The organism is Streptomyces sp. NPDC020379 (assembly GCF_044387105.1).
GTDB lineage: Bacteria > Actinomycetota > Actinomycetes > Streptomycetales > Streptomycetaceae > Streptomyces.
This window is the reverse complement of sequence record NZ_JBIRVR010000002.1, coordinates 23,823-47,831: the sequence shown is the minus strand read 5'-3', so window position 1 is coordinate 47,831 and position 24,009 is coordinate 23,823. Positions and strand designations below refer to the sequence as shown.

At 73.0% G+C, this 24,009-nt stretch carries 20 protein-coding genes and 1 tRNA gene; 8 read left to right on the top strand and 13 right to left on the bottom strand.

The window, feature by feature from the left end:
• Positions 1-271: 271 nt before the first annotated feature.
• Both ACH427_RS02710 and ACH427_RS02705 read left to right on the top strand, forming a co-directional pair.
• Positions 272-1,480, top strand: a complete 1,209-nt coding sequence (locus ACH427_RS02710; protein WP_398867545.1) for an aminotransferase class I/II-fold pyridoxal phosphate-dependent enzyme — start codon at positions 272-274, stop codon at positions 1,478-1,480.
• Between the two features lie 114 nt (positions 1,481-1,594).
• Positions 1,595-2,617, top strand: coding sequence for an MBL fold metallo-hydrolase (locus ACH427_RS02705; RefSeq protein ID WP_398867544.1), 1,023 nt, complete (start codon positions 1,595-1,597; stop codon positions 2,615-2,617).
• 24 nt (positions 2,618-2,641) lie between these two features.
• Here the strand turns inward: ACH427_RS02705 and ACH427_RS02700 are convergent, their stop codons facing one another.
• The gene (locus ACH427_RS02700) at positions 2,642-3,160 is read right to left on the bottom strand and encodes a GNAT family N-acetyltransferase (protein ID WP_398867543.1); all 519 of its coding nucleotides are present in this window, start codon (positions 3,158-3,160) and stop codon (positions 2,642-2,644) included.
• Between the two features lie 420 nt (positions 3,161-3,580).
• Between ACH427_RS02700 and ACH427_RS02695 the strand changes: the two genes are divergently transcribed.
• Positions 3,581-4,963: an amino acid permease gene (locus ACH427_RS02695; RefSeq protein ID WP_398867542.1), complete on the top strand. Its 1,383-nt coding sequence runs from the start codon at positions 3,581-3,583 to the stop codon at positions 4,961-4,963.
• Here ACH427_RS02695 and ACH427_RS02690 read toward each other — a convergent pair.
• The 3 genes from ACH427_RS02690 to ACH427_RS02680 form a co-directional block, all read right to left on the bottom strand.
• Positions 4,953-5,714, bottom strand: coding sequence for an SDR family NAD(P)-dependent oxidoreductase (locus ACH427_RS02690; protein ID WP_398867541.1), 762 nt, complete (start codon positions 5,712-5,714; stop codon positions 4,953-4,955). The genes ACH427_RS02695 and ACH427_RS02690 overlap by 11 nt on opposite strands.
• A 97-nt stretch (positions 5,715-5,811) precedes the next feature.
• A complete protein-coding gene (locus ACH427_RS02685) occupies positions 5,812-6,393 on the bottom strand; it encodes a TetR/AcrR family transcriptional regulator (protein ID WP_398867540.1) in 582 nt (193 codons plus the stop codon).
• Positions 6,394-6,456: 63 nt separating this feature from the next.
• The gene (locus ACH427_RS02680; protein WP_398867539.1) at positions 6,457-8,232 is read right to left on the bottom strand and encodes an FAD-dependent oxidoreductase; all 1,776 of its coding nucleotides are present in this window, start codon (positions 8,230-8,232) and stop codon (positions 6,457-6,459) included.
• Positions 8,233-8,410: 178 nt separating this feature from the next.
• Here ACH427_RS02680 and ACH427_RS02675 point away from each other — a divergent pair, with 178 nt between their 5' ends.
• Positions 8,411-8,722, top strand: coding sequence for a 4a-hydroxytetrahydrobiopterin dehydratase (locus tag ACH427_RS02675; RefSeq protein WP_398867538.1), 312 nt, complete (start codon positions 8,411-8,413; stop codon positions 8,720-8,722).
• Between the two features lie 181 nt (positions 8,723-8,903).
• On the opposite strand, the gene ACH427_RS02670 is transcribed toward ACH427_RS02675, so the two are convergent.
• From ACH427_RS02670 to ACH427_RS02655, 4 genes are all read right to left on the bottom strand, one after another.
• Entirely contained in the window at positions 8,904-9,374 is a 471-nt protein-coding gene (locus ACH427_RS02670) for an Asp23/Gls24 family envelope stress response protein (RefSeq protein WP_398867537.1), read from the bottom strand.
• An 86-nt stretch (positions 9,375-9,460) separates the two neighbouring features.
• Entirely contained in the window at positions 9,461-10,291 is an 831-nt protein-coding gene (locus ACH427_RS02665; protein ID WP_398867536.1) for an aldo/keto reductase, read from the bottom strand.
• Positions 10,292-10,384: 93 nt separating this feature from the next.
• Entirely contained in the window at positions 10,385-12,211 is a 1,827-nt protein-coding gene (locus ACH427_RS02660; RefSeq protein ID WP_398867535.1) for an AMP-dependent synthetase/ligase, read from the bottom strand.
• A gap of 157 nt (positions 12,212-12,368) precedes the next feature.
• A complete protein-coding gene (locus ACH427_RS02655; protein ID WP_398867534.1) occupies positions 12,369-13,250 on the bottom strand; it encodes a LysR family transcriptional regulator in 882 nt (293 codons plus the stop codon).
• Between the two features lie 85 nt (positions 13,251-13,335).
• Between ACH427_RS02655 and ACH427_RS02650 the strand changes: the two genes are divergently transcribed.
• On the top strand, positions 13,336-14,346 hold the full coding sequence (locus tag ACH427_RS02650) for a bile acid:sodium symporter family protein (protein WP_398867533.1): 1,011 nt from the start codon (positions 13,336-13,338) through the stop codon (positions 14,344-14,346).
• A 219-nt stretch (positions 14,347-14,565) separates the two neighbouring features.
• On the opposite strand, the gene ACH427_RS02645 is transcribed toward ACH427_RS02650, so the two are convergent.
• Positions 14,566-16,527, bottom strand: coding sequence for an exo-alpha-sialidase (locus ACH427_RS02645; RefSeq protein ID WP_398867532.1), 1,962 nt, complete (start codon positions 16,525-16,527; stop codon positions 14,566-14,568).
• Positions 16,528-16,664: 137 nt separating this feature from the next.
• The gene (locus ACH427_RS02640; RefSeq protein ID WP_398867939.1) at positions 16,665-17,597 is read right to left on the bottom strand and encodes a zinc-binding alcohol dehydrogenase family protein; all 933 of its coding nucleotides are present in this window, start codon (positions 17,595-17,597) and stop codon (positions 16,665-16,667) included.
• Between the two features lie 84 nt (positions 17,598-17,681).
• Here ACH427_RS02640 and ACH427_RS02635 point away from each other — a divergent pair, with 84 nt between their 5' ends.
• Entirely contained in the window at positions 17,682-18,125 is a 444-nt protein-coding gene (locus ACH427_RS02635) for a MarR family winged helix-turn-helix transcriptional regulator (RefSeq protein ID WP_398867531.1), read from the top strand.
• A 44-nt stretch (positions 18,126-18,169) separates the two neighbouring features.
• Here the strand turns inward: ACH427_RS02635 and fdhD are convergent, their stop codons facing one another.
• Positions 18,170-19,003, bottom strand: a complete 834-nt coding sequence (gene fdhD / locus ACH427_RS02630) for a formate dehydrogenase accessory sulfurtransferase FdhD (RefSeq protein WP_398867530.1) — start codon at positions 19,001-19,003, stop codon at positions 18,170-18,172.
• Between the two features lie 523 nt (positions 19,004-19,526).
• On the bottom strand, positions 19,527-20,837 hold the full coding sequence (locus ACH427_RS02625; RefSeq protein WP_398867529.1) for a DUF2254 domain-containing protein: 1,311 nt from the start codon (positions 20,835-20,837) through the stop codon (positions 19,527-19,529).
• Positions 20,838-20,964: 127 nt separating this feature from the next.
• Here ACH427_RS02625 and ACH427_RS02620 point away from each other — a divergent pair.
• Positions 20,965-21,052: transfer RNA gene (locus ACH427_RS02620), tRNA-Leu, on the top strand.
• Between the two features lie 907 nt (positions 21,053-21,959).
• Entirely contained in the window at positions 21,960-23,387 is a 1,428-nt protein-coding gene (locus tag ACH427_RS02615; protein ID WP_398867528.1) for an MFS transporter, read from the top strand.
• A gap of 55 nt (positions 23,388-23,442) precedes the next feature.
• On the opposite strand, the gene ACH427_RS02610 is transcribed toward ACH427_RS02615, so the two are convergent.
• Positions 23,443-23,991: a flavin reductase family protein gene (locus ACH427_RS02610; protein WP_398867527.1), complete on the bottom strand. Its 549-nt coding sequence runs from the start codon at positions 23,989-23,991 to the stop codon at positions 23,443-23,445.
• Between the last annotated feature and the right edge of the window lie 18 nt (positions 23,992-24,009).

Genomic DNA, 24,009 nt, shown 5'->3' with positions numbered 1-24,009 from the left:
GACAAGCCCCCAGACCCCCGGCAACACGCTTCGCGCGTTGTCCTCAGACGCCGGACGGGCTGGAAAACCAGCCCGTCCGGCGTCTGAGGACGCGGCCGCAGGCCGCTGGGGTCCGGGGTCTCCCCGGTTTCGGGAAGGGGCGGGGTGGGGAACAAAAAACGCCGCCGGGAGTCACCCGCGCAGCCCGTGTCGAGCCGCCCGCATGCCCGGGATCTGCCAAGGTGGTCGCAGAGCCAAGGTGGTCGCGGAGCCGAGGCGGGCGGAGGTACGGATGCAGGCGAGCCTTCCGGCGCTCCCGGCCGTCACCGCCCCCGAACGCGGGCTCCCCGTACTCCCCGAGCTCGCCGCCCACCTCGCCGAGGCCGCCGCCCGCAGCGAGCCCGAACCTCTCGGCGGCGGTCCCGCACTGCGCGCCGCCGCCTGCGGCTACTGGTCCCGGCGCGGCCTGCCCACCGGACCGGACCAGGTCGTCGCCGCCCCCGGCGGCCCCCCGCTGCTGCTCGCCCTGCTCGCCGCGGCGGGCGGCGACGTCCTCCTCACCCGCCCCTGCGCCGCGTGGTATCTGCCGCTCGTCCGGCTCGCCGGGCGCCCCGCCTTCCACGTGCCGGTGCCGGCCGAGTGCGGCGGCGTCCCCGATCCGTTCGCGCTGCTGGAGACGGTGCGCCGGATCCGTGACGAGGGCGGCAGGCCGCGGCTGCTCGTCCTGTCCGCCGCCGACGACCCGACCGGCACCATCGCCCCGCCCGAGATCCTGCACGAGGTCTGCGAGGCCGCGGTCGCCGAGGACATGACCGTCGTCAGTGACGAGACCTGGCGCGACACGCGCCACCACCGGGGCGGGACCGTCTTCCTCGGCCCCGCCGAGATGTGGCCCGAGCACGTCGTCGTGCTCACCGACCTCGCCGGGGCCCTCACCCCCGCCGCCTGGCCCGCCGCCGTGGCCCGCTTCCCCGCCGGCGGCCGCGGCCCCGTCCTGCGGGCCCGGGTCACCTCGGTGCTCGCCGCCGTAGGCGCCGAACTGGCGCCCCCCGTCGCCGCGGCCGCCGCCTACGCCCTGGCCGAACCCGGGCCCGTACGCGCCCGGACGGCCGCCGCCGCCCGGCTCTACGGCACCCTCGGCGCCGCCGCCCGCGAACGGCTCGCCATCGCCGGGGTGCTCAGCCGTCCGCCGCAGACCGGCCCGTATCTCTACGCCGACCTCGGCGAGCTCCGCACCGCCCTCGCCGCCCGCGCCATCACCGACTCCGTCGAACTGGAGGCCCACCTCAGCGCCGCGCTCGGCCGGCCCGTCCCCGGCGGCCACCGCTTCGGGGACGCCCCCGACGACCTCCGGGTCCGGCTGTCCACGCCACCCCTCCTCGGCACCACCGAGGCCGAACGGCAGCGCGCCCTGGCCGCGCCGGACCCGCTGGCCCTGCCCGGCGTCCGGGCGGCGCTGACCGAATTCGGCTCGGTCTTCGGCGCACTCGCCGACGGCTGACCTACCGTCGATGCCGACCGTGCGTACCGAGCCTCCAGCGCCCGCCGGGCCGCCGCCCCCGAGGCCGGCCGCGCGCGGCACCACAACGGTTCCCCATGGAATGGAGCCCTCTCGATGACCGAACAGACCGAGCGCTCCCTCACCGAGCCCCCCGACTCCCTCACCCGGCCCCGGCCCCGCCCTCTCGGCGAGAACCGCCTCTGGCCGCGGTCCTTCGCCCACCGCCTCACCACCCCGCTGCCCGGGATCCGCGCCCTCGCCCGGCTCGCCCGCGAGCGCAGACTGCGGCCCGACCCCGCCGCCCTCGGGCAGGTCCCCGCCCTGCCGGTCGAGCTCGGCCCGCTGCCCGTCGTCGACGCCACGACCACCGCCGTCACCTGGGCCGGGCACGCCAGCTGGGTGCTGCGCGTCGGCGGCCTGACGGTCCTCACCGACCCCGTCTGGTCCCGCAAGATCCTCGGCACGCCCGCCCGGCTCACCCCCGTCGGCGTCCGCTGGGAGGATCTCCCCGCCGTGGACGCGGTCCTGATCAGCCACAACCACTACGACCACCTCGACGCCCCCACCCTCAAGCGCCTGCCCCGCGACACGCCCCTGCTCCTCCCGGCGGGCCTCGGCCGCTGGGCGCGGCGGCGCCGCTTCACCCACGTCACCGAGCTCGACTGGTGGGAATCCGTCGAACTGCCCGGCCCGGCGGGCCCGGTCCGCTGTGACTTCGTCCCCGCCCACCACTGGAGCAAGCGCACCCTCACCGACACCTGCCGCTCCCTGTGGGGCGGCTGGGTGCTCACCTCCCCCGGCGGGCACCGGGTCTACTTCGCGGGCGACACCGGGTACGGCCACTGGTTCGAGGCCATCGGCCGCCGCTACGACGGCATCGACGTCGCCCTGCTGCCCATCGGCGCGTACGACCCGCGCTGGATGCTCGGCCCCGTCCACACCGACCCGGAGGAGGCCGTACGCGCCTGCGGCGACCTGGGCGCGCGGGCGATGGCGCCCATGCACTGGTCGACGTTCGTCCTCTCCGCGGAACCCCCGCTGGAACCGCTGCACAGGGTCCGCGCGGCGTGGGAGTCGACGGGGCGCCCCAGGGAAGACCTGTGGGACCTGCCGATCGGGGGGAGCCGGGTGCTTTAGCCGCCCGGCAGCGGGCCCCTGCCGTCACGCCTCCAGCACATGGACCCGTACCGGCGCCCCCGACGCCGGTGCGACCGTCTCGCGCTCCCGGCGCATGCCCAGCTTCCGCATGACCGCCTCCGAGGCGTCGTTGCCGACCTGGTGCACGCCCACCACCCGGGCGAGCCCCCGGTCCCGCAGGGCGAAGTGCAGCACGGCCCGCGCCGCCTCGGTCGCGATGCCCCGGCCCCAGAAGGGGCGGCCCAGACGCCAGTCGATCTCCACGGCGGGCAGGATCTCGGGCAGATAGTCCGGCACGGTCAGCCCCGTGAACCCGGCCAGGCGCCCCGTCTCCCGCACCTCCACCGCGAAGAGGCCCACCCCTCGCTCGTCCCACTCCCGCTCCCACCGCGCGATCACCTCGGCGGTCTGCTCACGGTCCCGCACGGAGCCGTCCACGACGCACCGCATCACCTCCGGATCGGCGTTGATGGCCGCCATCGGCTCCAGGTCGTCCTCGCGCCAGCGGCGCAGCGTCAGTCGGGGCGTACGAAGCGAGGTCATGCCCGCATCCTGCCCAGGGCCCCCGCCCCGGATGCCACGGCAAGCACTCTTCTCCCTTGGCCGACACCCGAGTTCAGCGCTGGAGCCGCGCCCGCGCGAGGTGCGCCACCCGGCGAGGACGCGTCCAGCCGCAGGGGTCGGCGTTGCCGTGGACGGGGGCGGTCCCGTCCGCCGTCCGCCACGCTTCGCGGGACGCCGCGCCCGCCACGGTGTCCCAGGTCACATGGGTGCCCGCGGCCGCCCCCGGGCGGGGGCGGCGGACGAATGACGGTGGGCGGGGGGCCTCGCAGCACCTTTTGCGGTCGGCGGTGCCGCTCCGCGGGACAAAAATCACGGATTTTGCGGAGGTCAACCCTCCGGTCACCATGTCCTGTCGCACAGATCCGCGACCTGCCCGCAGGACGAGAGGCGCACCACCTCATGCACGACACCGACGGCAAGAACAGCCGCCGTTTCGGCCTACCGACCGCGGTCGCCCTGGTGATGGGAAACATCATCGGTGGCGGCATTTTCCTGCTGCCCGCTTCCGTCGCGCCGTTCGGCACGGTCAGCCTGCTCGCGTTCGGCGTTCTCACGATCGGCGCGATCGCGCTGGCCCTGGTCTTCGGCCGGCTCGCCGAGCGCCATCCGCGTACCGGGGGACCGTACGTCTACGCCCGCGCGGCCTTCGGCGACTTCGCCGGGTTCCTGTCCGCCTGGTCGTACTGGACGATGACCTGGGTCAGCAACGCCGCCCTGGCCGTCGCCGGCGTCGGCTACTTCCATGTGCTCACCGGGGGCACCTCCTCCAAGGGCACCGACCTCGTCGTGGCCCTGGCCGCCCTCTGGCTGCCCGCGCTGGTCAACCTCGCGGGCACCCGCTGGGTGGGCGCCATCCAGCTGATATCCACCGTGCTGAAGTTCGTCCCGATGCTGTTCGTCGCCGTCGTGGGCCTCTTCTACTTCGACCCCGCGAACCTCGGCGCCTTCACCGAGGGCGGTGGTGACTGGGTGGGCGGCCTGACCGCGTCGGCCGCGATCCTGCTCTACAGCTACGTGGGCGTGGAGTCCGCCGCCATGAGCGCGGGCGAGGTCCGCGACCCGGAGCGCAACGTCGGGCGCGCGAGCGTGCTCGGCACCATCGGCGCGGCCGTGGTCTATCTGCTGGGCACGCTGTCCGTCTTCGGCACCGTCCCGCACGACAAGCTCGTGAAGTCCACCGCGCCGTTCTCGGACGCCGTGAACGCGATGTTCGGCGGCCACTGGGGCGGCACGCTGATCGCGGCCGCCGCGGTGATCTCGATCATGGGTGCCCTCAACGGCTGGACGCTGATGAGCGCCCAGGCCCCGTACGCGGCGGCGAAGGACGGCCTCTTCCCGGCGGCCTTCGGCAAGAAGCGCCGCGGGGTGCCCACGGTGGGCGTCCTCGCGGCCGCCGTGCTGGCCTCGCTGCTGACCCTCGTCAACTACACCCTCGGCGAGGGCGGCGTCTTCGAGATCCTCGTCCTGATCACCACCTTCTCCGCGACCGTGCCGTATCTGCTGGCCGCGGCCGCGCAGGTGTACTTCCTGCTGACGGGGCAGCGCGACAAGGTCCGCACGGGCCGGCTGGCGCGGGACATGGTGCTCGCCCTCGGCGCGTTCGCCTTCTCCTTCTGGCTGGTGGCCGGCGCGGGCTACGCGGCGATCTACCAGGGCGTGCTGTTCCTCTTCGCGGGCATCCTCGCGTACGTGTGGATCGCGGCCCGCCGCCCGGCCTCCGGCACGCCCCAGGAGGACGCGCCGGAAGCCGCCGAGCCGGTCGCGGAGGCCGTCAGGCGGTGATACCGCCGTCGAGGAGGAGGTCGGCACCCACGGTGAAGCCGGCCTCCTCCGACGCGAGGTAGAGGACCGCGGCCGCTATCTCGCCGGGGGCGCCCGCGCGCCCCGCCGGAACGGTCTGCCGCATCCGCTCCGCCTTGTCCTCCGCGGACTCGCCGGGGCGGCTGGACATCGGGGTGTCGACGGGGCCGGGGCTGACCGCGTTGATGCGGATCCCGTCGCCGATGTGGTCCCGTGCGGCGTTGCGGGTGAGCGCCGAGACGGCCGCCTTGCTCGTCGCGTACGCGCCGAGGCCCTCCACGCGCAGATGGGCGCCGAGGTTGGACGAGACGTTCACGATCGCGCCGCCGCCATGGGCCCGCATGTGGCCGATCTCGTGCTTCATCGACAGCCACACGCCCTTGACGTTGGTGGTCAGCGCCGAGTCCCAGTCGTCCTCGGAGATGTCGGCGACCTTGGCGGGCGGCACGAACAGACCGACGTTGTTGACGGCCACGTCGAGGCCGCCGAAGTGCTCGACGGTCCGCGCGACCAGTGCCTGGACATCCGCGGACACGGTCACGTCGGCGGTGACCGCGAGGGCCTCGCCCCCTTCCTTCTCCACCAGCGCGACGGTTTCCGCCAGCGGCTCGGCCCTGCGGCCCGCGACCACGAGCCGCGCGCCCTCCTGGGCGAAGGCGAGCGCGATGGCCCGGCCGATGCCCGTACCGCCTCCGGTGACGAGAACGGTCCTGCCGGTGAAGCGTGCGGTCATGACGACTACCCCTCGGTTTCTCTCAAACAAGCTTGAACAAGAACGATCGGTCTTGAATAAGGGCGGCGGTGGGCCCGGCCCCGAGCGGGAGCCGCGCTCAGTCCAGCAGGGACAGCGCCTGCGCGGCCGCGTCCCGCAGCCTGGCCGGCCCCGGGTCCGCCTTGCCCACCACGCGCATCCCCTGCATGAGCACCATCAGCATCCGGGCCAGCGCGACCGGGTCCCGCCCGGCGGGCAGCTCGCCCTGCGCCCTCGCCCGCATCAGCGCCGAGACGAGCGCGGTCTCCAGCGCGTGCCAGCTCTCCCCGACCCTGCGGGCCGCGGCCGCATCGTGCGCCGCGAGCTCGACGGCCGTGTTGGTGACGAAACAGCCACGCCGCAGGACGTCGCGGGTGGCCTCGTCGGCGAAGCGCCGCACCAGGGCCCGCACCGCGGGCAGCGCGGGACCGGGCTGCGACAGCTCTTCCACGATCCGCACGTCACCCTGCTCCCCGTAGCGCTCCAGGGCCTTCAGATAGAGCTCGCGCTTGCTCCCGAAGGTCGCGTAGAGACTCGCCCGCGCGATGCCGAGGTGCTCGACGAGATCCGTCAGCGACGTCGCTTCGTAACCGCGCTGCCAGAACAGCTCCAGGGCTGACTGAAGGGCGGCGTCCGGGTCGAATTCCTTGGTCCTGGCCACGCGTCCGACCGTAGACCTATCCAGAACGATCAGTCAATAATCGGCGGGCGGTGCCGCAGTGGGCTATCCGACGTCCAGCGCGTTCGGCAGCCCCAGGCCGTACCGCACCTCGTCGTTCCCCCTGAAGAACTCCAGCTCGGGCGCGCGGTACAGCGGGATCACCGCGCACCGCTCCGCTCCCGACCCCACCGCGTCCAGCAGCGCGTTGACCGCCGCGCGGGCGGACGCGTTGGCCCCCTCCATCGTGGCGAGGTCGATATCGGTGGCGATGTAGTCACCGCAGAGGAAGAGGTTGGGGATGGCGGTTCGCGCCTGCGGGCGATTGAACCAGGTGCCCACGGGGTGGATGAGGAGCTGCTCGTCGTTGACGGGTCGCGGGCCGCCGATCTCCACGGCCGGGTCGAGGAACCACGAGTGCAGGGAGGCGTCGCTCAGCACCGTGCGCCCCGTGTCGTTGAGCCCCGCCTTCATCTGCGCCCACACCTCGCGGGCGACCTCCTCGCGCGTGCACTGCTTGGCGGTCCTGCCGTAGAGGATGCCGGGCTTGTCCCACTCGGAGACATCCGCCGACAGGCAGTCGACGGCGACGCCGTCACCGTAGTCGGCGCGGAAGTCCCGGCCGGACCAGAACTGCGCCTGCCCCACGGAGGTGATCGACCAGGGGGAGTCGATGTGGTTGACGTGGCCGTGGACGATGGGTACCGGCTCCGTCAGATAGAATTGAATGCCCGTCATCCAGTCGGTCCGCAGCGCGTCGCAGCGGCCCAACTGCGGTTCGGCGGCGCGCACTTGCGCGTTCCAGGTGGTACGGGCGTGCTCCACCGGCATGGCCGAGACGAAGTGATCGGCGGTCACCGGCCGCCGGACCCCGGCAGGGTCCTCGACGACGGCCTCGGCGATCCGGCCGCCGTCGAGGCGGAGGTCCCGCACGGTCCAGCCGATGCGGAAGGTGACACCGAGCGAGCGCAGGCAGCTCACCCAGGGGTCTATCCACGCCTCGTCGGTCGGGGCGTTGAGCACCCGGTCGGGCTCGCCGTCCGCGCCCCGGCCCAGCACGTTGAAGAGGAACGCCTCCACGCAGGTGCAGACGGTCCGGGTGCTGGCGACCTCCGCCTTCGTCGCCACGATGTTGCGGGTGATGCCTATGGCCAGCAGCCGCTGGTAGTTCGGCGACATACGGGCGGCGCGGATGAACTCCCACCAGGGCATCCGCTCCCACGCGTCGAGCCGCCGCCGCTCACAGCTGGTGAACCAGACGAGCATCCGGTCGGCGAAGTACACCAGCTCGCCGGCCGGGATGTTCCCGAACGCGTCGAAGAAGCCGAGGAGCGCGCGGCGCAGGGCGTCCGGGGTGAGGACGGCGGGTGGCCGGCCGAGAGTGTGGAAGGGCAGCCGGATGTCCTCGTGGCCGATCCGGGCGAACAACTCCTCGGAGGACGGCACGAGATTGTCGTGGCAGCCGCCCGGGTTGCCGGGGAAGGGGATGCGGCGCATGGTGTCGGGGAGGTTGCGGTAGAAGCCGGGGAAGAAGCGGAAGCCGTGCTCGGCGGGCAGGGGCCTGCGGTTGCCCCGCGCGCTGCCCGGCACGTCCATGCTGCGGGCCTTGCCGCCGGGGGCCTTCTTCTCGTACACCGTCACCTGGAAGCCGCGCTCGGCGAGTTCATGGGCCGCGGTCAGTCCGGCGACGCCGCCGCCGAGCACCGCGACGCTCTGCCCGCCGGGTCTCCGGCGGGGGGCCGCGGCCGCCCGGCCGCCCGCGAGCGAGGTGGTTCCGGCCGCCGCGGCGACCGCCGCCGCGCCACCGATGAAACCCCTGCGTGTGCTGCCCGTTCCGCCCATGTGCCCAGCCCCCTGCCACCGGTGAACCGTCACTTCCGGCGCCGGAGCATATGGGTGTCACCCGCACCCCGGAAGGCTTCAGGGGACTCGCTGTGCGTCGCCCCGCACATTGACGCGAAACCGCCCCCGTCCCGTGGGACGCTTGGGTAACCGGCACCCGCGACGAAGGGGATACCTCATGGCCGTCGAACCGCTCTCGCAGAAGGACGTCGAGGACCGCCTCCAGGAGCTGCCCGGCTGGACGACGGACGGTGACCGGATCAGCCGCACGTACTCCTTCGAAGGGCACTTCCAGGCGGCGGCGATGGTGATTCACATCGCCCAGATCCAGGAGGAGTTGGGGCATCACTCGGATCTGACGCTGGGTTACCAAACGATTCGTCTGAGCGTGAACACCCACAGCGTGGGCGGGAAGGTGACGGGTCTGGACGTGGAGCTGGCGCGGCGGGTGGAGGCGATCGCCTCCGGGCACGGGGCGCGGCGGCCGTAGGCGGCCGGATTCCGGCCGCGGGCCGGACGGCGCCCGCGGCGGGCGGCCTCGCACGCCGGCCGGGCTGGTTGTCGCGGACCGTAAGTCAGCGGATTCAGCCCGCCCGGCGTGCGAGGACAACGCGGCGAAGCCGTGTTGCGGCGCGCCCGTGTCGTGGCGCGCGGCCCGGTCAGGGCAAGGGTCAGTGAACCCTGGCCTCCGATTCCAGCGGCTCGTCGTCGTCCGGCAGGCGGACGTCCACCACCGCTATGTTGACCTCGACCACTTCCAGGCCGGTCATCCGCTCGACCGCGGCGATGACGTTCTCGCGGACCTCGCCCGCGACCGCCGTGATCGGAACGCCGTACTCGACCACGATGTCGAGGTCGACCGCCGTCTGGCGCTCGCCGACCTCGACCTTCACCCCGCGCGTGACGTTCGACCGCGCGCCGGGCACCCGCTCGCGCACGGCGCCCAGCGTGCGGGCGAACCCGCCGCCGAGGGTGTGCACGCCCGGCACCTCACGGGCGGCCAGGCCCGCGATCTTCTCCACGACGCCGTCGGCGATCGTGGTCCGGCCGCGGGTGGCCGCCGGCGCGTCGGCACCGGGCGTGCTGGGCTGGACCGTCCTGCCCTGCTCGCCGGACGTGGCTGTGGACGGGCTCGTCGTCATGACCGTCTCTCCTCGACTCGGTGGTACGGCCGGTTTCCGCACCCGGACTTCTGTCCGGTACCGCCGAGCTCATCCATGCCCGTCCGTCAGAGGTCGAACTCGTCCGGATCCGGACCGAGCCGGGTGCCGTTGTCCAGCCCGGCGAGTGCCCGCAGGTCCTCGCCGTCCAGCTCGAAGCCGAAGACGTCGAGGTTCTCCCGGATCCGGGAAGGGGTCACGGACTTGGGGATGACCACATTGCCCAGCTGGAGGTGCCAGCGCAGCACGATCTGGGCCGGGGTCCGGTCGTGCTTGGCGGCGAGGCGGACGACGACGGGGTCGGAGAGCAGCCCCTTGCCCTGGCCGAGCGGGGACCACGCCTCCGTGGCGATGCCATGGCGCGCGTGGTAGGCGCGCAGCTCGGACTGCGCCAGGTTCGGGTGCAGCTCGATCTGGTTCACCGCGGGGACCACGGAGGTCTCGGCGATCAGCCGCTCCAGGTGGGCGGGCTGGAAGTTGCAGACGCCGATGGCCCTGGCCCGGCCGTCGGCCTGGAGCTTCTCCAGGGCCTTGTAGGTGTCCACGAAGGTGTCCCGCGCCGGCACGGGCCAGTGGATGAGATAGAGGTCCACGTAGTCCAGGCCGAGCCGCTCCAGGGACGCGTCGAAGGCGCGCAGCGTGGGGTCGTAGCCGTGGTCGGAGTTCCACACCTTGGTGGTCACGAAGAGCTCGCCGCGGGGGAGGTCCGACGCGGCGATGGCCTTGCCCACGCCCCGTTCGTTCTCGTAGACCGCGGCGGTGTCGATACTGCGGTAGCCGGTCTCCAGCGCGGTGGTGACGGCATCGAACGCCTGATCGTCCGGCACCTGCCATACGCCGTAGCCCAGCTGGGGCATCTCGACGCCGTTGTTCAGGAGGATGGAGGGGACCTTGCTCACGAGCATGGATCCTTACGTCGGTCGTGCAGTGACGTCCATCGTCAACCGGAATGTACGCAACCGCATTCCCGGTTCCCGTGCCACTCTGTGAGGTCATCCCTGGTAGAGCGCCTCCACCTCCCGGGAGTAGGCCCGCTCGACGGCCCGCCGCCTGAGCTTCAGCGACGGCGTCAGCAGCCCGTGCTCCTCGGTGAACTGGGCGGACAGTATCCGGAACGCGCGTATCGACTCCGCCTGGGACACCTGGGTGTTGGCCGCCACCACCGCCCGCCGCACCTCGGCCTCCAGCTCCGGATCGCGCACCAGCTCGGCCGGCTCCCGCCACGGCTTGCCCCGCAGCCGCAGCCAGTGCCCCACCGCCTCCAGATCGAGGGTGACCAGCGCGGCCACATACGGGCGGTCGTCGCCGACCACGACGCAGTGGGATATCAGCGGGTGCGAGCGCACCCGGTCCTCCAGCGGCAGCGGTGACACGCTCTTGCCGCCCGAGGTCACCAGGATCTCCTTCTTCCGGCCGGTGATGGTCAGATAGCCCTCCGCGTCGAGCGCGCCCAGGTCCCCGGTGGCGAACCAGCCGTCGCGCAGCACCGCGTCCGTGTCCCGCCCGTCGCCGAGGTAGCCGGCGAAGACCTGTCCGCCGCGCAGCCAGATCTCGCCGTCCTCGGCGATGCGCACGGTCGTGCCCGGCACGGGCTGCCCCACCGTCCCGAAGCGGGTCCGCTCCGGCGGGTTGGCGGTCGCGGCGCCCGTGGTCTCCGTCAGGCCGTACCCCTCCAGGACGCTCACGCCCGCGCCCGCGAAGAACAGCCCCAGCTCGCGGCCCATCGCCGAGCCGCCCGACATCGCGTACCGCACCCTGCCGCCCAGGGCCGCGCGCACCCGGGCGTAGACGAGCCGGTCGAAGACCTGGTGCTGCACGCGCAGCCCGGCGCCCGGCCCCGGTCCGGTGCCGAAAGCCCGTTCCTCCAGCGCCCGCGCGTACCGCACCGCCACGTCGACGGCCTTGTCGAAGGCGCCGCCCCGCCCCTCGGACTCCGCCGCGCGGCGGGCCGCCGCGAGGATCTTCTCGAAGACATACGGCACGGCGAGCACGAACGTCGGCTGGAAGGCCCGCAGGTCCGGCAGCAGCGCCGCCGCCGTCAGCTCGGGCTGGTGGCCCAGCTTGACCCCGCCGCGGACCGCCGCGACCTGCACCATCCGCCCGAAGACGTGCGCCAGCGGAAGGAAGAGCAAGGTGGCGGCCGTCTCGCCCGGCCGGGAACGGAAGACGCCCGCGTAGCGCTCCACGACGTTGTCGGCCTCCGCCATGAAATTGGCGTGGGTCAGCACACAGCCCTTGGGGCGGCCGGTGGTGCCGGAGGTGTAGACGACGGTCGCCGGGGTCGAGGCGGTCAGCGCCAGCCGGTGCCGGTGCACGACCTCGTCCTCGATCCGCTCGCCCGCGGCCGTCAGCGCCTCGACGGCGCCTGCGTCCAGCTGCCACAGCCGGGTCAGGCGCGGCAGCCCGTCGACGACGGAGCCGACGGTCATCGCGTGGTCCTCGTGCTCGACGACGCAGGCGCTGACGTCCGCGTCGCGCAGGATCCAGCCGACCTGCTCGGGCGAGGACGTGGGATACAGCGGCACGGACTGCGCGCCGACCGTCCACAGGGCGAAGTCGAAGAGCGTCCACTCGTAGCGCGTGCGGGACATCACGGCGACCCGGTCACCGAACCGGATCCCCTCCGCGAGCAGGCCCTTCGCCAGCGCCAGCACCTCGTCGCGGAAGGTCGCGGCACTCACGTCCCGCCACCGGCCGTCCGGGCCCTTGCGGGCGAGCGCGACCTCCTCCGGGTGCTCGGCCGCGCGGTCGAAGACGACGTCCGCCAGTCCCCCGACATGGGGTGCCGTCACCAGCGGTGGGACCGTGAACTCGCGCAACTGGCCAGCTCCTGCTTGTTTTCTCGTGACGCTCCGTGCAGCGCCGTGACCGTACCCGATCCGGGTGGGTCATGAACCCTTTTCCGTACGGCCTTGCCCCGTCCCGGCACGGAATCCCCACGGCGTCTGCGCTTGTCGTCCACCCCTGGGGCGGGTATCACCCCGCGCCGCCGGGCGGACCCGGGGTCTGGAGGCGGTCGCCGGAGGCCAGGATCGCCGAGGCCAGCGCCTCCGCCGGGCCCCGCGCGGCGGCACCCGGGCCGTACATGAGCACCACGTCGATCCCGCCCAGCTCCGGCAGGCCCGCGCGGGCCGGGATCCGCACCAGGCCCGGCGGGATCATGCCCTGCGTGTGGGCCATGACGCCGAGCCCCGCGCGGGCCGCCGCCACCAGGCCGTTGAGGCTGCCGCTCGTGCACGTCACCCGCCAGGCGCGCCCGTCCCGCTCCAGCACCTCCAGGGCGCGGGCCCGGGTCACCGCGGGGGGCGGGAAGACGACGAGGGGCAGCGGCCGGTGCGCGTCCAGGCGCAGCCGCTCGCTGCCGATCCACACCAGCCGGTCCCGCCAGACCAGCCGCCCGTGCGGCTCGTCGGGGTGCCGCTTGACCAGCACCAGATCGAAGCGCCCGGCCTCCAGCTGCTGGTGCAGCGTCCCGGAGAGGTCCACGGTCAGCTCCAGATCCACGTCCGGGTGGTCGCCGCGGAAGCCCTCCAGGATCTCGGGCAGCCGGGTCAGCACGAAGTCCTCCGACGCCCCGAACCGCAGCCGGCCGCGCAGCCGGGTGCCCGCGAACCAGCCCGCGGCGCGCTCGTTCGCCTCCAGGATCGCCCGGGCGAAGCCGAGCATCGCCTCGCCGTCCTCGGTCAGCTCCACCCCGTGGGTGTCCCGCGCGAACAGCTGCCGCCCGGCCGCCGCCTCCAGCCTGCGCACCTGCTGGCTCACCGTCGACTGCCGCAGCCCCAGCCGCCGCGCGGCCTGCGTGAAGCTCAGGGTCTGGGCGACGGCCAGGAACGTACGCAGCTGCACGGGATCGAACACCCCGCCAGGCTATCGCCATCCGTGATAACAGTCAGTGCGGTGAACGGGGTTCCCGATATCGCAGGTCAGAGGCAGGCTGAGGGCCATGCGACGCCCCGCCTTCCTCTCCCGCGTGCCCGTGGACCCCTACATAGCCGCCCTGCTCGGCACGGTGCTCCTCGCCGCCCTGCTCCCCGCTCGCGGCGCCGCCGCACCGGTCGCCGGCGGCAGCGCCACGGGGGCGGTCGCGCTCCTGTTCTTCCTCTACGGCGCCCGCCTCTCCACCCGCGAGGCGATGGACGGCCTGCGCCACTGGCGGCTGCACGTCACGGTCCTGGTCTGCACGTTCGTGCTCTTCCCCCTGCTGGGCCTGGCCGCCCGCGGCCTCGTCCCCTACGTCCTGACCCCGCAGCTCCACTCCGGACTGCTCTTCCTGTGCCTCGTCCCCTCCACCATCCAGTCGTCCATCGCCTTCACCTCCATCGCGCGCGGCAACGTGGCGGCGGCGGTCTGCGCGGGCTCCTTCTCCAGCATCGTCGGCATCGTCCTCACCCCACTCCTCGCGGCCCTGCTCCTGGGCAACAGCGGCGGCGGCTTCTCCGCCCACTCCCTGCTCTCGATCGTCACCCAGCTGCTGATCCCCTTCCTCGCCGGCCAGCTGCTGCGCCGCTGGGTGAGCGGCTTCCTCGTCCGCCACAAGAAGGTCCTGGGCTACGTCGACCGGGGCTCGATCCTCCTCGTCGTCTACGCGGCGTTCAGCGAGGGCGTCATCCGCGGCATCTGGCACCAGGTCACTCCCGTACGCCTGCTGGCCCTGGTCGGCGTCGAAGCGGTCCTGCTGGCCGTCATGCTCACCGTCACCACCTATGGCTCCCGCCGCCTCGGCTTCAGCCGCGAGGACCGGATCGCGATCATCTTCTGCGGCTCGAAGAAGAGCCTCGCGGGGGGCTTGCCCATGGCCGGGGTGCTCTTCGGGGGGCAGGCGAGTCTGGCTGTGCTGCCGTTGATGCTTTTCCATCAGATGCAGTTGATGGTTTGCGCGGTGCTTTCGAAACGGTACGCGAGGGCGGCGGTGGTGGGTGATCCGGTGGTTCGTGAGGTGGCGGGGCGGGTGTGAGTGACGCCTGCGGCGGGAGCGCCCTTCGGGCGCGTCCTCAAACTCCCCCAGCTACCGCTGGGAGGTGCCCCCGACGGGCTGATTGTGCGGACCGTAGCCAGCACAATCAGCCCGTCCGGCGATTGAGGACAACGCGGCGAAGCCGTGTTGCTGGGGTCCGGGGCGCGTAGCCCAGGTTTCAGGAAGGGGCGGGGCTGGGGGAAAAGCCCGCCGCAGGCGTCAGCGCCCCGCCCGCCCATCCAGCGGCAGCCAAGCCAAGAGCCCCCGCGCCCCCACCCCGCCATCCGACCCCCGCAAGAGAGAAAGCTCGCCGTCCGTCAGCCCCCGCCCATACACCCGCACTTCATCCATCGATCCCAGGAAATACCCCCGACCGTCCGGCCGTTGCCCCACATGCACGCCGAACGTGGACGTACGGCTCACCGACCCGGCAGCACCCCCCGCCCCCACCGTCGCCCCGTCCACCGTGAGGGTGAGGCGGTCGCCCCCGCGGCGCAGTGCCACGAAGTGCCAGCGTCCGTCGCGGTACGCGCCGGGCAGGCGTGCCGTCGCCGAGTGGGCCGGGCCCGGGCCCGTCACCGCGGTGAGGGAGCCGGTGACGCCCCGGGCGTCGCTCCGCAGGGACACCTGGGGCGCGCCGCCGACCCCGCCCATCCACAGCAGCGGCTGCTCCCCGCGCGCGGAGGCCGGCGCCCGGAACCACAGTGACGCGGTGAAGTCCCGCTCTCCCAGCGGGAGTTCCCGCCGGAAGGGCAGCCGCACCGCGTCGTCCGTGCCGTCGAACGACAGCGCCCCGCCGAAGCGGCCCTCAACAGGCCGGGCCCCGCCGAGGACGTACGCGGCCGGCGCGCCAGGGGCCCGGTCCGGTGTCGTCGGGTCGGGGCCGCGGCGCGGGCCCAGCCACTCCTCCGTGAAGCGGGCGAAGCGGATCTCGTCCTTCGCGTCGGCCTTGCCCGCCTCGTAGAGCAGGCCGGCCGTCCCGGGGGAGATGACGGCCAGGTCGGAATAGCCGGACCAGTCGGCGGTGACGCGCCTGCCGCGTTCGACGCTCTCCCAGGTGCGCCCCTGGTCGTAGGAGGAGCGGACGGTCATCGCGCGGCGGCGGTCGGGGTCCGCGGGCGCGGAGAGCAGCCAGCGGCCGTCGCGCAGCGGCACGACGGCTCCCTGCACCATGGGGGCGTAGAGGCCGGGCAGCGCGCGGAAGGGATGCTCGAAGGTCTCCCCTCCGTCGCGGCTGACCGCGACATCGCGGTTGCCGAGGTCGGTGCCGCCCTGTTCGCGGCCGTTGACGTGGATCGCGCCGTCGCTCCGCTCGGCGAGGGTGAGTTCGGAGGGCATCTGGTCGTACGTGCCGTCGGGTGCGATGCGGTGGGTGTCCACCGCGCCCAGCCGCCAGTGCGCGCCCCCGTCGTCGCTGAGGGCGAGCGCGGCGTGGGCGGCGGTGACCCGGGTGCCGTCGTGGCTCTGGGCGTTGACCCCGACGACGAGGCGGCCGCGGTGCGGCCCGCGGGCGAGCTGGATGCCGTGGCCGGGGCCGGTGGCGTACCAGGAGTTCCAGCCGCGCGGCCGGATCTGCCCGGTGATGTCGCGCGGCCGCGACCAGGTCGAGCCGTCGTCGTCGCTGTACTGCGTGTGCGGGGTGCGGTCGCAGGGGACGTCGCAGTTGCCCGCGTCCGGGCGGCCCGCGTTGTAGGTCGTCGTGACCACGATCCGGCCGGTGCGCCGGTCGACGACGGGCGCCGGGTTGCCGTGGGTGTCGCCGTGCCCCTCGTCGACGATCCGCAGCGGCCCCCAGGTGCGGCCGCCGTCGGTGGAGCGCTTGAGGACGAGGTCGATGTCGGTGGCGTCCCCGCAGTTGTGTCTTCGGCCCTCGGCGAAAGCGAGCACGGTGCCGCGGGCCGTGGTCACGAGCGCGGGGATGCGGAAGCAGGCGTAGGTGCTCCCACCGTCCTCCCCGGTCTCGCCCTCCTCCCCGGCGTCGGGCTCGTCCCGGCCCGCCGCGAACAGCACGCGCTCCTCGAACCCCGCCGGCCCGGCCGCCCCGGCCCGTACGGGCTGGAGCGCGAGGGCGAGCAGCGCGGCCGACAGGGCGGCCGCCGCCGTGCACCCGGCGGCGCGACGGGTGCGGGGGAGCGGGGAGGTGACGGTGTGTCGGTGACCTGTGCGGGGGAGCGGCGCCATGGCCCGGCCCTTTCGCGTCGAGGCACTGCGGGAGCTGTCGTGACACGCGGGAACCGGGCAGTGCGTCCGCCGCTGCCCGGTGAGCCCGAACGTACGGGGCGGGCCGTGGTCCCACAAGGCCGATTGCGCCAATGAGCTCACACGGGGCGCAGCACCACCTTGCCGAGGTTGACGCGCGACTCGATGATCCGGTGCGCCTCGGCGGCTTCCTCCAGCGGGAGTTCGGCGTGGATCCGGGGGCGCAGCCGCCCGGCGGCGAAGAGTTCCCACAGCTCCCGGCGCCACTGCTCCATCAGCGCGGGCCGGTGCCGGGCGATGAGCGCCATCTGGAAGCCGATCGCGGACTTCGCGCCGACCAGCAGGTCGTACGCCTCGATCGTGCCGCCGCCCGAGCTGTACGCCACCAGCCGCCCGCCGGGCGCGAGCGCTGTGAGCGCCGGGGAGAGGAGCTCGCCGCCGACCGCGTCCAGGACGACGTCGACCGGCGCGACGTCGGCGAGCGCGTCGTACGTCACGACCTCGTCCGCGCCCAGCGACCGCACGAAGCCGGCCTTCGCGGCCGAACTCACCGCGCCCACCACCCGCTTCACGCCGCGCGCCCTGGCGAGCTGTACGGCCAGGTGGCCGACGCCGCTCGCCGCCGCCGTCACCAGCACCGACTCGCCCTCGGCCGGTCGTGCGGCCGCGTAGGCGCCGAGGGCGACCAGGCCGCAGCGCACGAGCGCGACGGCGTCCGTGGCGCTCGCGGAGGCGGGCACCGGAGAGGCCATGGAGGAGTGCAGGAGGGAGTGATCGGCGTAGCCGTCGGCGAAGCACAGGCCGGTGACGCGGTCGCCGACGGCGAAGCCGGTCACCTCCGGGCCGAGGGCGACGATCTCGCCGGCGACCTCGCCGCCCAGGCTCGCGGGCAGCGCCGGGCCGCCCTCGCGCACCTTGCGTACGACGGGCAGGGTCACGCCGACGGCCTCGGTGCGCAGCAGGAGCTCGCCGGGGCCGGGGCGGGGGACGTCCGTGGTCTCGACGCGCAGGACCTCGGGGCCGCCGTTCTCGTGATACCGGACACGGCGCATGGATGCCTCACAGATGTCGTTGGGGTTCCCAATGTATACCTGTTTCATTGGTGGCTCCAATGTTTTCTTCGGTAGGCTCCCGCCATGGCAGAGAACGAGCCCGCGCTCACCCGGATCCGCGCCCTTCCCAGCTGGCTGCTCAACCGCGCCTCCGCGCGCGGCCGCCGCCTCGTCGGCGAGGCCCTCGCCCGCGAGGGGATGCGCATGCCGCACCATGCCGTGCTGTCCGCCGTCGCCGACCTCGGCCCGGTCGCCCAGGCGGAGCTCGGCCGCACCACCGGCTTCGACCCCAAGGACATGGTCGGCATCCTCAATGACCTCCAGGCCGCCGAGCTGATCACCCGCGCCCCCGACCCCGCCGACCGCCGCAAGAACGCGATCTCCCTCACTCCCGAGGGGCGCCGGCTCCGGGCCCGCCTCGCGATCCTCGGCGAGGAGGCCAACGAGACGCTCCTCGCCGTCCTCTCACCCGCCGAGCGCGAGCAGTTCCTGGCCCTCCTGACCCGGGTCGCGCAGGTGCGGGACTGAGCGCGGCGGCCGGTCCGGCGGCACCTGTGGCTCAAGGGCCGCCGTCAGTCCAGTACGACCCGCTGCTCGCCGGCGTACACGTTCATCGACGAACCCCGCAGGAAGCCCACCAGCGTCAGCCCGGTCTCCACGGCCAGGTCCACCGCGAGCGACGAAGGCGCCGACACCGCCGCGAGCACCGGGATCCCCGCCATGACCGCCTTCTGCGCGAGCTCGAACGAGGCGCGCCCCGACACCAGCAGCACTGTCCCCGACAGCGGCAGCAGCCCCTGCTGGAGCGCCCGCCCGATGATCTTGTCGACCGCGTTGTGCCGGCCCACGTCCTCGCGCACGTCGAGCAGTTCGCCGTCCGCGGAGAACAGTGCCGCGCCGTGCAGGCCGCCCGTCCGGTCGAAGACCTGCTGCGCGGCGCGCAGCCGGTCGGGCAGGACCGCGAGAAGTCCCGGCTCCAGCCGCATGGGTGACGGTCCGTCGGAGACCGGATGCCGCGCGGTCGTCCGTACGGCGTCCAGGCTCGCCTTGCCGCACAGGCCGCACGACGACGTGGTGTAGACGTTGCGCTCCAGCGCGATGTCGGGCAGCGGGACGCCGGGGGCGAGCCGTACGTCCACCACGTTGTACGTGTTCGAGCCGTCGTCCGTCGCACCGGCGCAGTAGACGATCTGGGCCAGCTCCTCCGCGCTGCCCAGCACACCCTCGCTGACCAGGAACCCGGCCGCGAGCGCGAAGTCGTCGCCTGGGGTGCGCATGGTGATCGCGAGCGGCTTGCCGTTCAGCCGGATCTCCATCGGCTCCTCGGCCACCAAGGTGTCGGGGCGGGTGCCGACGGCTCCGCCCCGGATGCGGATGACGCGGCGTCGCGCGGTGACCCGTCCCATGTCGATCAGTCCCGGTGCTGGTGGTGGCGGTGGACGCCTCATTCTCTCCGGTACGTCGCGCTTCGGGGTGGGCGGGGTTCGTGGCGCCTGCGGCGGGCTTTCCCGGCTGCGGGTTCGTTGCCGCCTGCGGGTCCGTTGTGCTTTCTGTGGGGTGGCCTCAATCGCCGGCCGGGCTTGGTTTGTGGTGGGTGCCGGGGGTGGGTCTTCCGGGCTGGGGACCTGGAACGCGGTGCGGGTGCCGTTTTGCGTATTGAGTGCCCCGAATTCGCACCGCGTTCCAGAACCCCACCCTCCAGCCCCACCCCCTCCCACCGGAGGGCGACATTCGGTTGTGGGGCGCGCCGGTCTTTCCTTTCAGCCCGGGTGCGCCGTTCTTTTCAGCCCGTCCGGCGTTTGAGGACAACGCGCGAAGCGTGTTGCTGGGGGTCCGGGGCGCGTAGCCCAGGTTTCGGGAAGGGGCGGGGCTGGGGAAAAAGCCCGCCGCAGGCGCCACCGACCCGCAGCTCGCAACGGCGAAGCCCCCTCACCCGATCCCCTGCCGGTCCGGCAGCAGAGCGAACGCCCGGTCCGCCGCCTCCGGCACCACCCGCTCTACCGCCTGCCGCAAAAGCACCCGATGCCGCAGCAACGGCACGCGCCGCTCCTCAGGGGCCAGCGCCGACAGGTCGTCCAGGGCGGCCATGAGCCGCCGGGTCACCTGCGGCGCGCCCGTCGCGCAGCCGCGGATCTCCGCGAAGCCCAGGTCGACGAGGTCCGTCCAGCCGGGCAGGTCCTGCACCAGCCGCACCGTGCCCTTGCGGTCGGGGTGGCGCAGCGCGCCCAGGGGGCGGCCGGCGACGGTGGCCAGGATCTGCATGATGCGGTCCAGGCACTGCACGGCTGTCGTCGGGTCGTTCACGGCGGGGGACAGGGCCCGCTGCGCGATGTCGGACAGCTGCCGCAGCCCGAACCCCAGGTCCTGGTGGAAGGTCCGCTCCACGCCCACGGACACGGTGTAGCGCAGCGCCCGCGGGGGCGGTCCCGTACCGCCGTGGACGGCGAGCACCGGGGTGCCCGGCACCACGAAGTCCCCGATGCGCGGGATGAGCCGCAGCACGACGCCGTACCGCCGGGCCACCCGCACCAGGCGCGCGATGTTCACGTCCCGCAGCACCCCCGCCCGCCCGCGGTGCGCGATCTCGGCCGAGGCGGGTCCCAGCTCGGGGACCTCGCCGCCCGCGGCGCCGTGCTTGTCCAGCACCCGGAAGGACTCCCACGCGATCCGGTCGATGACGTGGCTGACGCGCATCAGCCGGATCGTGGAGTTCACATAGGCGACGAACAGCACCAGGCTCACCATGACCATCACCACGCAGGCGATGCTGGAGATGATCGGCACCGTGCTGACCGTCCGGGGATCGGTGTCCCCCTGGTAGGAGGCTTGCACCAGCAGGGCGAAAAGGAACGTCGCGAGGAAGACCGCGAACGTGCACTTGGTGATCCGGCTGCGGACATAGAGCCGCACCACGCGCGGCGAGAACTGCCCGCTGGCCATCTGGAGCGCCACCAGGCTGATCGAGAACACCACACCGATGAAGGTCAGCATCGCGGACCCCACGGTGGTGATGATCGACTTCGTGTCGTCGGCGAGGTCGATCAGGGAGGAGACGGTGTCGTAGTCGCCGTCGCGCTGGAGACTCTCGATCAGCAGCCAGTCGAGCTCCAGCGCCACCCCGGCCGTCACCGCGGCCCCCACCAGTCCCACGGCCGGGGCGAACCAGAACGTGTCCCGCAGATGCTCCCGCAACGGCGACAGCGGCCGCGGTCTGCGCCGTGTGACGCCGCTCGCTGGCATGGTTTGCCCGGTATTGCCCATAAATGGAGCTTATGGCCCGCGTGGATACCCAGGTGAAAGGCACTCCGAAACCTTGGTATTGTTATCCATGTCGCCGCGGGGAACACCCCGCAGAGACACACACCTGGTCCGGGTGGCGGAATGGCAGACGCGCTAGCTTGAGGTGCTAGTGCCCTTTATCGGGCGTGGGGGTTCAAGTCCCCCCTCGGACACCAGTAGAAACCCCAGTTGATCTGGGGTTTTTCTGTTTCCTGGGTAGTGGCGTGACCAACCACGTGACCAACGGCCCAGCGGACTTCCTGGTCGGACCAGGGGTGGCAGACCGATCCGGCCCGCTCCGGAGGCGAGCCAGGCGCCGCGCTCCGTCCTTCCGTGAGGGCCCGTAGCGGGCCATGGTGCGGCACGGCGGAGGGCGCCTCTTCCGGGCCGGCGGGTGGTCCTGTCTCGCCTTCGCGTTCATCGATGGCCGGCATGCTGACCTCGGCCCTGGGACGGGCGACCTGGCGGCGGTTGCGGTCGCACCGCGGCGCATGCGGGTGTTCAGCGCTTCCGGCTTCCCCGCCCCGCCCCTTGGCCGCGTGCCGGCCCGAAATCGGTTGAGGCATTCGTGCACGTCACATGCCGGCATTGGACAGCACGGGTCGGCGGGCGGGGCGCGGAGCCGAGCAACGCCAGGTTTCGGGAACTGCTCAATTTCCCCCACGAGAGCCACTGCAAGCCGGGGCGGGGGGAGCTGGGAAGGAACTTCGTCGCGGCAGCGCTGGAATGGTCACGCCGGCCCGGCCGGGGCCGCCGCAGCTGATGTCATGGCCCGCGCGTGACCCACGGCGGCCGGGAGCGTTCGGGAACGCGCGGGAACAGCCAGGTAGGATAGTGCCGCAGCTAGGCCCTGTGAGGCTGGCGTTTCCGCAGGTCAGAAGCTTGTGATGCGGGTGCCCGAGGTGAGCGTTCACGTCCCTCCTCGGACACCGGCAAGAACCCCAGCGTTCGCTGGGGTTTTTCTGTGTCCGGGAGGCGGTCGTCACGAGCGCTCACCAGGAGATATAGCCGTTTTGCCCGGAGCCGGTACCTTTGGCCTCTCCGGCAGCAGCCGTCCGCTGCGTTCCCAGAGATCCACGAGGCATGAACGTTTCCCTTTCCGACCGCATCCAGGGTGACCGCCCCGTCCGGGTGAGCGTGCTCGTCACCGCTCTCCTCACGGCCTGCATCGCCTTCCAGCTCAACGCGAGCATGCTCAGCCCCGCCCTGAAGAGCATCGAGGACAGCCTCGGCGCCAGCTCCGCCGAGATCGGCCTCACCCAGACCGCGTTCTTCACCTCGGCCGCGCTCTTCTCGCTGTTCCTGCCGCGCCTCGGTGACGTCCTCGGCCGCCGCAGGGTGCTGGCCGGGATGCTGGCGCTGATGGCCGTCGGGTGCGTCGTGGCCGCGCTGGCGACCAGCGTGCCCATGCTCTTCGTCGGCCGCGTGATCCAGGGCGCCTCCGGCCCGGTCGTCCCGCTGTGCCTGATCATGCTGCGGCAGGAGGTGACCGAGCCGAAGAAGTACGGCACCCTCCTCGGCGTGATCACCGCCGTCAACGGCGGTATCGCCGGTGTCGACTCCCTCGCGGGCGGCTACCTCGCCGACAACCACGGCTTCGGGTCCGTCTTCTGGGCGATGGCGGTCGTGGCGGTCGTCGCCACCGTGCTCGTCGCCACCCTGACCCCCGAGTCCAAGGTCCCGGCCGCCGACCGGATGGACTGGCCGGGCGTCGGCCTGCTGGTCGTCTCCGTCGGCTCGCTGCTCATCGCGCTCAACGAGGCGGGCAAGCTCGGCGCCGCCAACTGGACGCTCTTCGGTGTCCTCGTCGTTCTCTCCGCCGTCGCCTTCGCGCTGTTCTGGCGGAACGAGGACCGCAGCACCCACCCGCTGGTCGCCACCCGGCACCTGCGCCAGCGCTCGACCTGGGCGACCCTGCTGACCACCGTGCTCACCATGACGGGTGTGTTCGCCGTCATGAACGGCCTGATCCCGGCCTTCGCGCAGGACGCCCGGGCGGGGCTCGGCATGAGCGCCGAGCAGTCCGCCTGGTGGACCCTCACGCCGTACGCGCTGGCCGGACTGGCCATGGGCCCGGTCGCGGGCCGGCTCGCCGCCACCTTCGGCTACGGGCGGATCCTGCGCATCGGGCTCGTCGGGTCGGTCGCCTCGGTCGTCCTGATGATCCTCACCATGCCCGCGCACTCCCGCGTGCTGCTGCTGGTGACCTCGGTGCTCGTGGGCATCACCTACGCGGGTGTGGCGAACATCGTCCTCAACGGGCTCGGCATCGTGCTGTCGCCCAGCGAGAACCCGGGCTTCCTGCCCGGGCTCAACGCGGGCGCCTTCAACCTCGGCGCCGGTCTCAGCTTCGCCCTGCTGTACGCGGTCAAGACCGCGGCCGCCCCCTCGGACACGGCGTCGTCCACCGGCTACACCTCCGGCATGATCGCCGGTGTGGCCATCCTGGCCGTGGCCATCGCCACCTCCTTCCTGATCCCCAAGCCGGTGGCGGCCGAAGCCCACGCCTGACGCGTCCCGTTCCCCTGTCCCCGCGGGGGCTGCCCCCGTGGCAGCCCCCGCGCGGTCATGTCACGGGCCATGTGGCGTACCTGCGCATGCCGTACAGCAGCGGCGCCGGCCGGGGCTCCGGCGCCGTCCCCGTGCGGACGACCTCGCCCAGCACGATGGTGTGGTCACCCGCCCGCGTGAGACGTATCACCCGGCACTCCGCCCAGGTGTGCGCGTCCTGCGCGAGGACGGGGAGCCGCAGCCCCGGGGACAGGTGCCAGGGGATCCGCGCGAAGCGGCCCGCGTCCCTGGTGGCGAACGCCTCCGCCGCGCGCCGGCCCGGCCCGTGCAGCAGGTTCACGGCGAACCAGCCGTGCGCCTCCAGCACCGGGAGCGTGCTGCCGGTGCTGGAGGCGCAGACCAGGAGCAGCGGCGGGGCGAGGGAGACGCCGCACCAGGCGGTGCACGCGAAGCCGTACGGGTTGCCGAGCCCGTCCCGGGTGGTCACCACGGCCACCCCGCTGGGATGGGAGGCCATCAGCGCGCGGAAGCCGTCGGGGTCGAGGGCGGTGAGCGTGGCGGTGCCGTCGTCGACGGCACCGCTTCCGCCGGATGCGGGTGTCATGGTGGGGTCCTCCCGGAT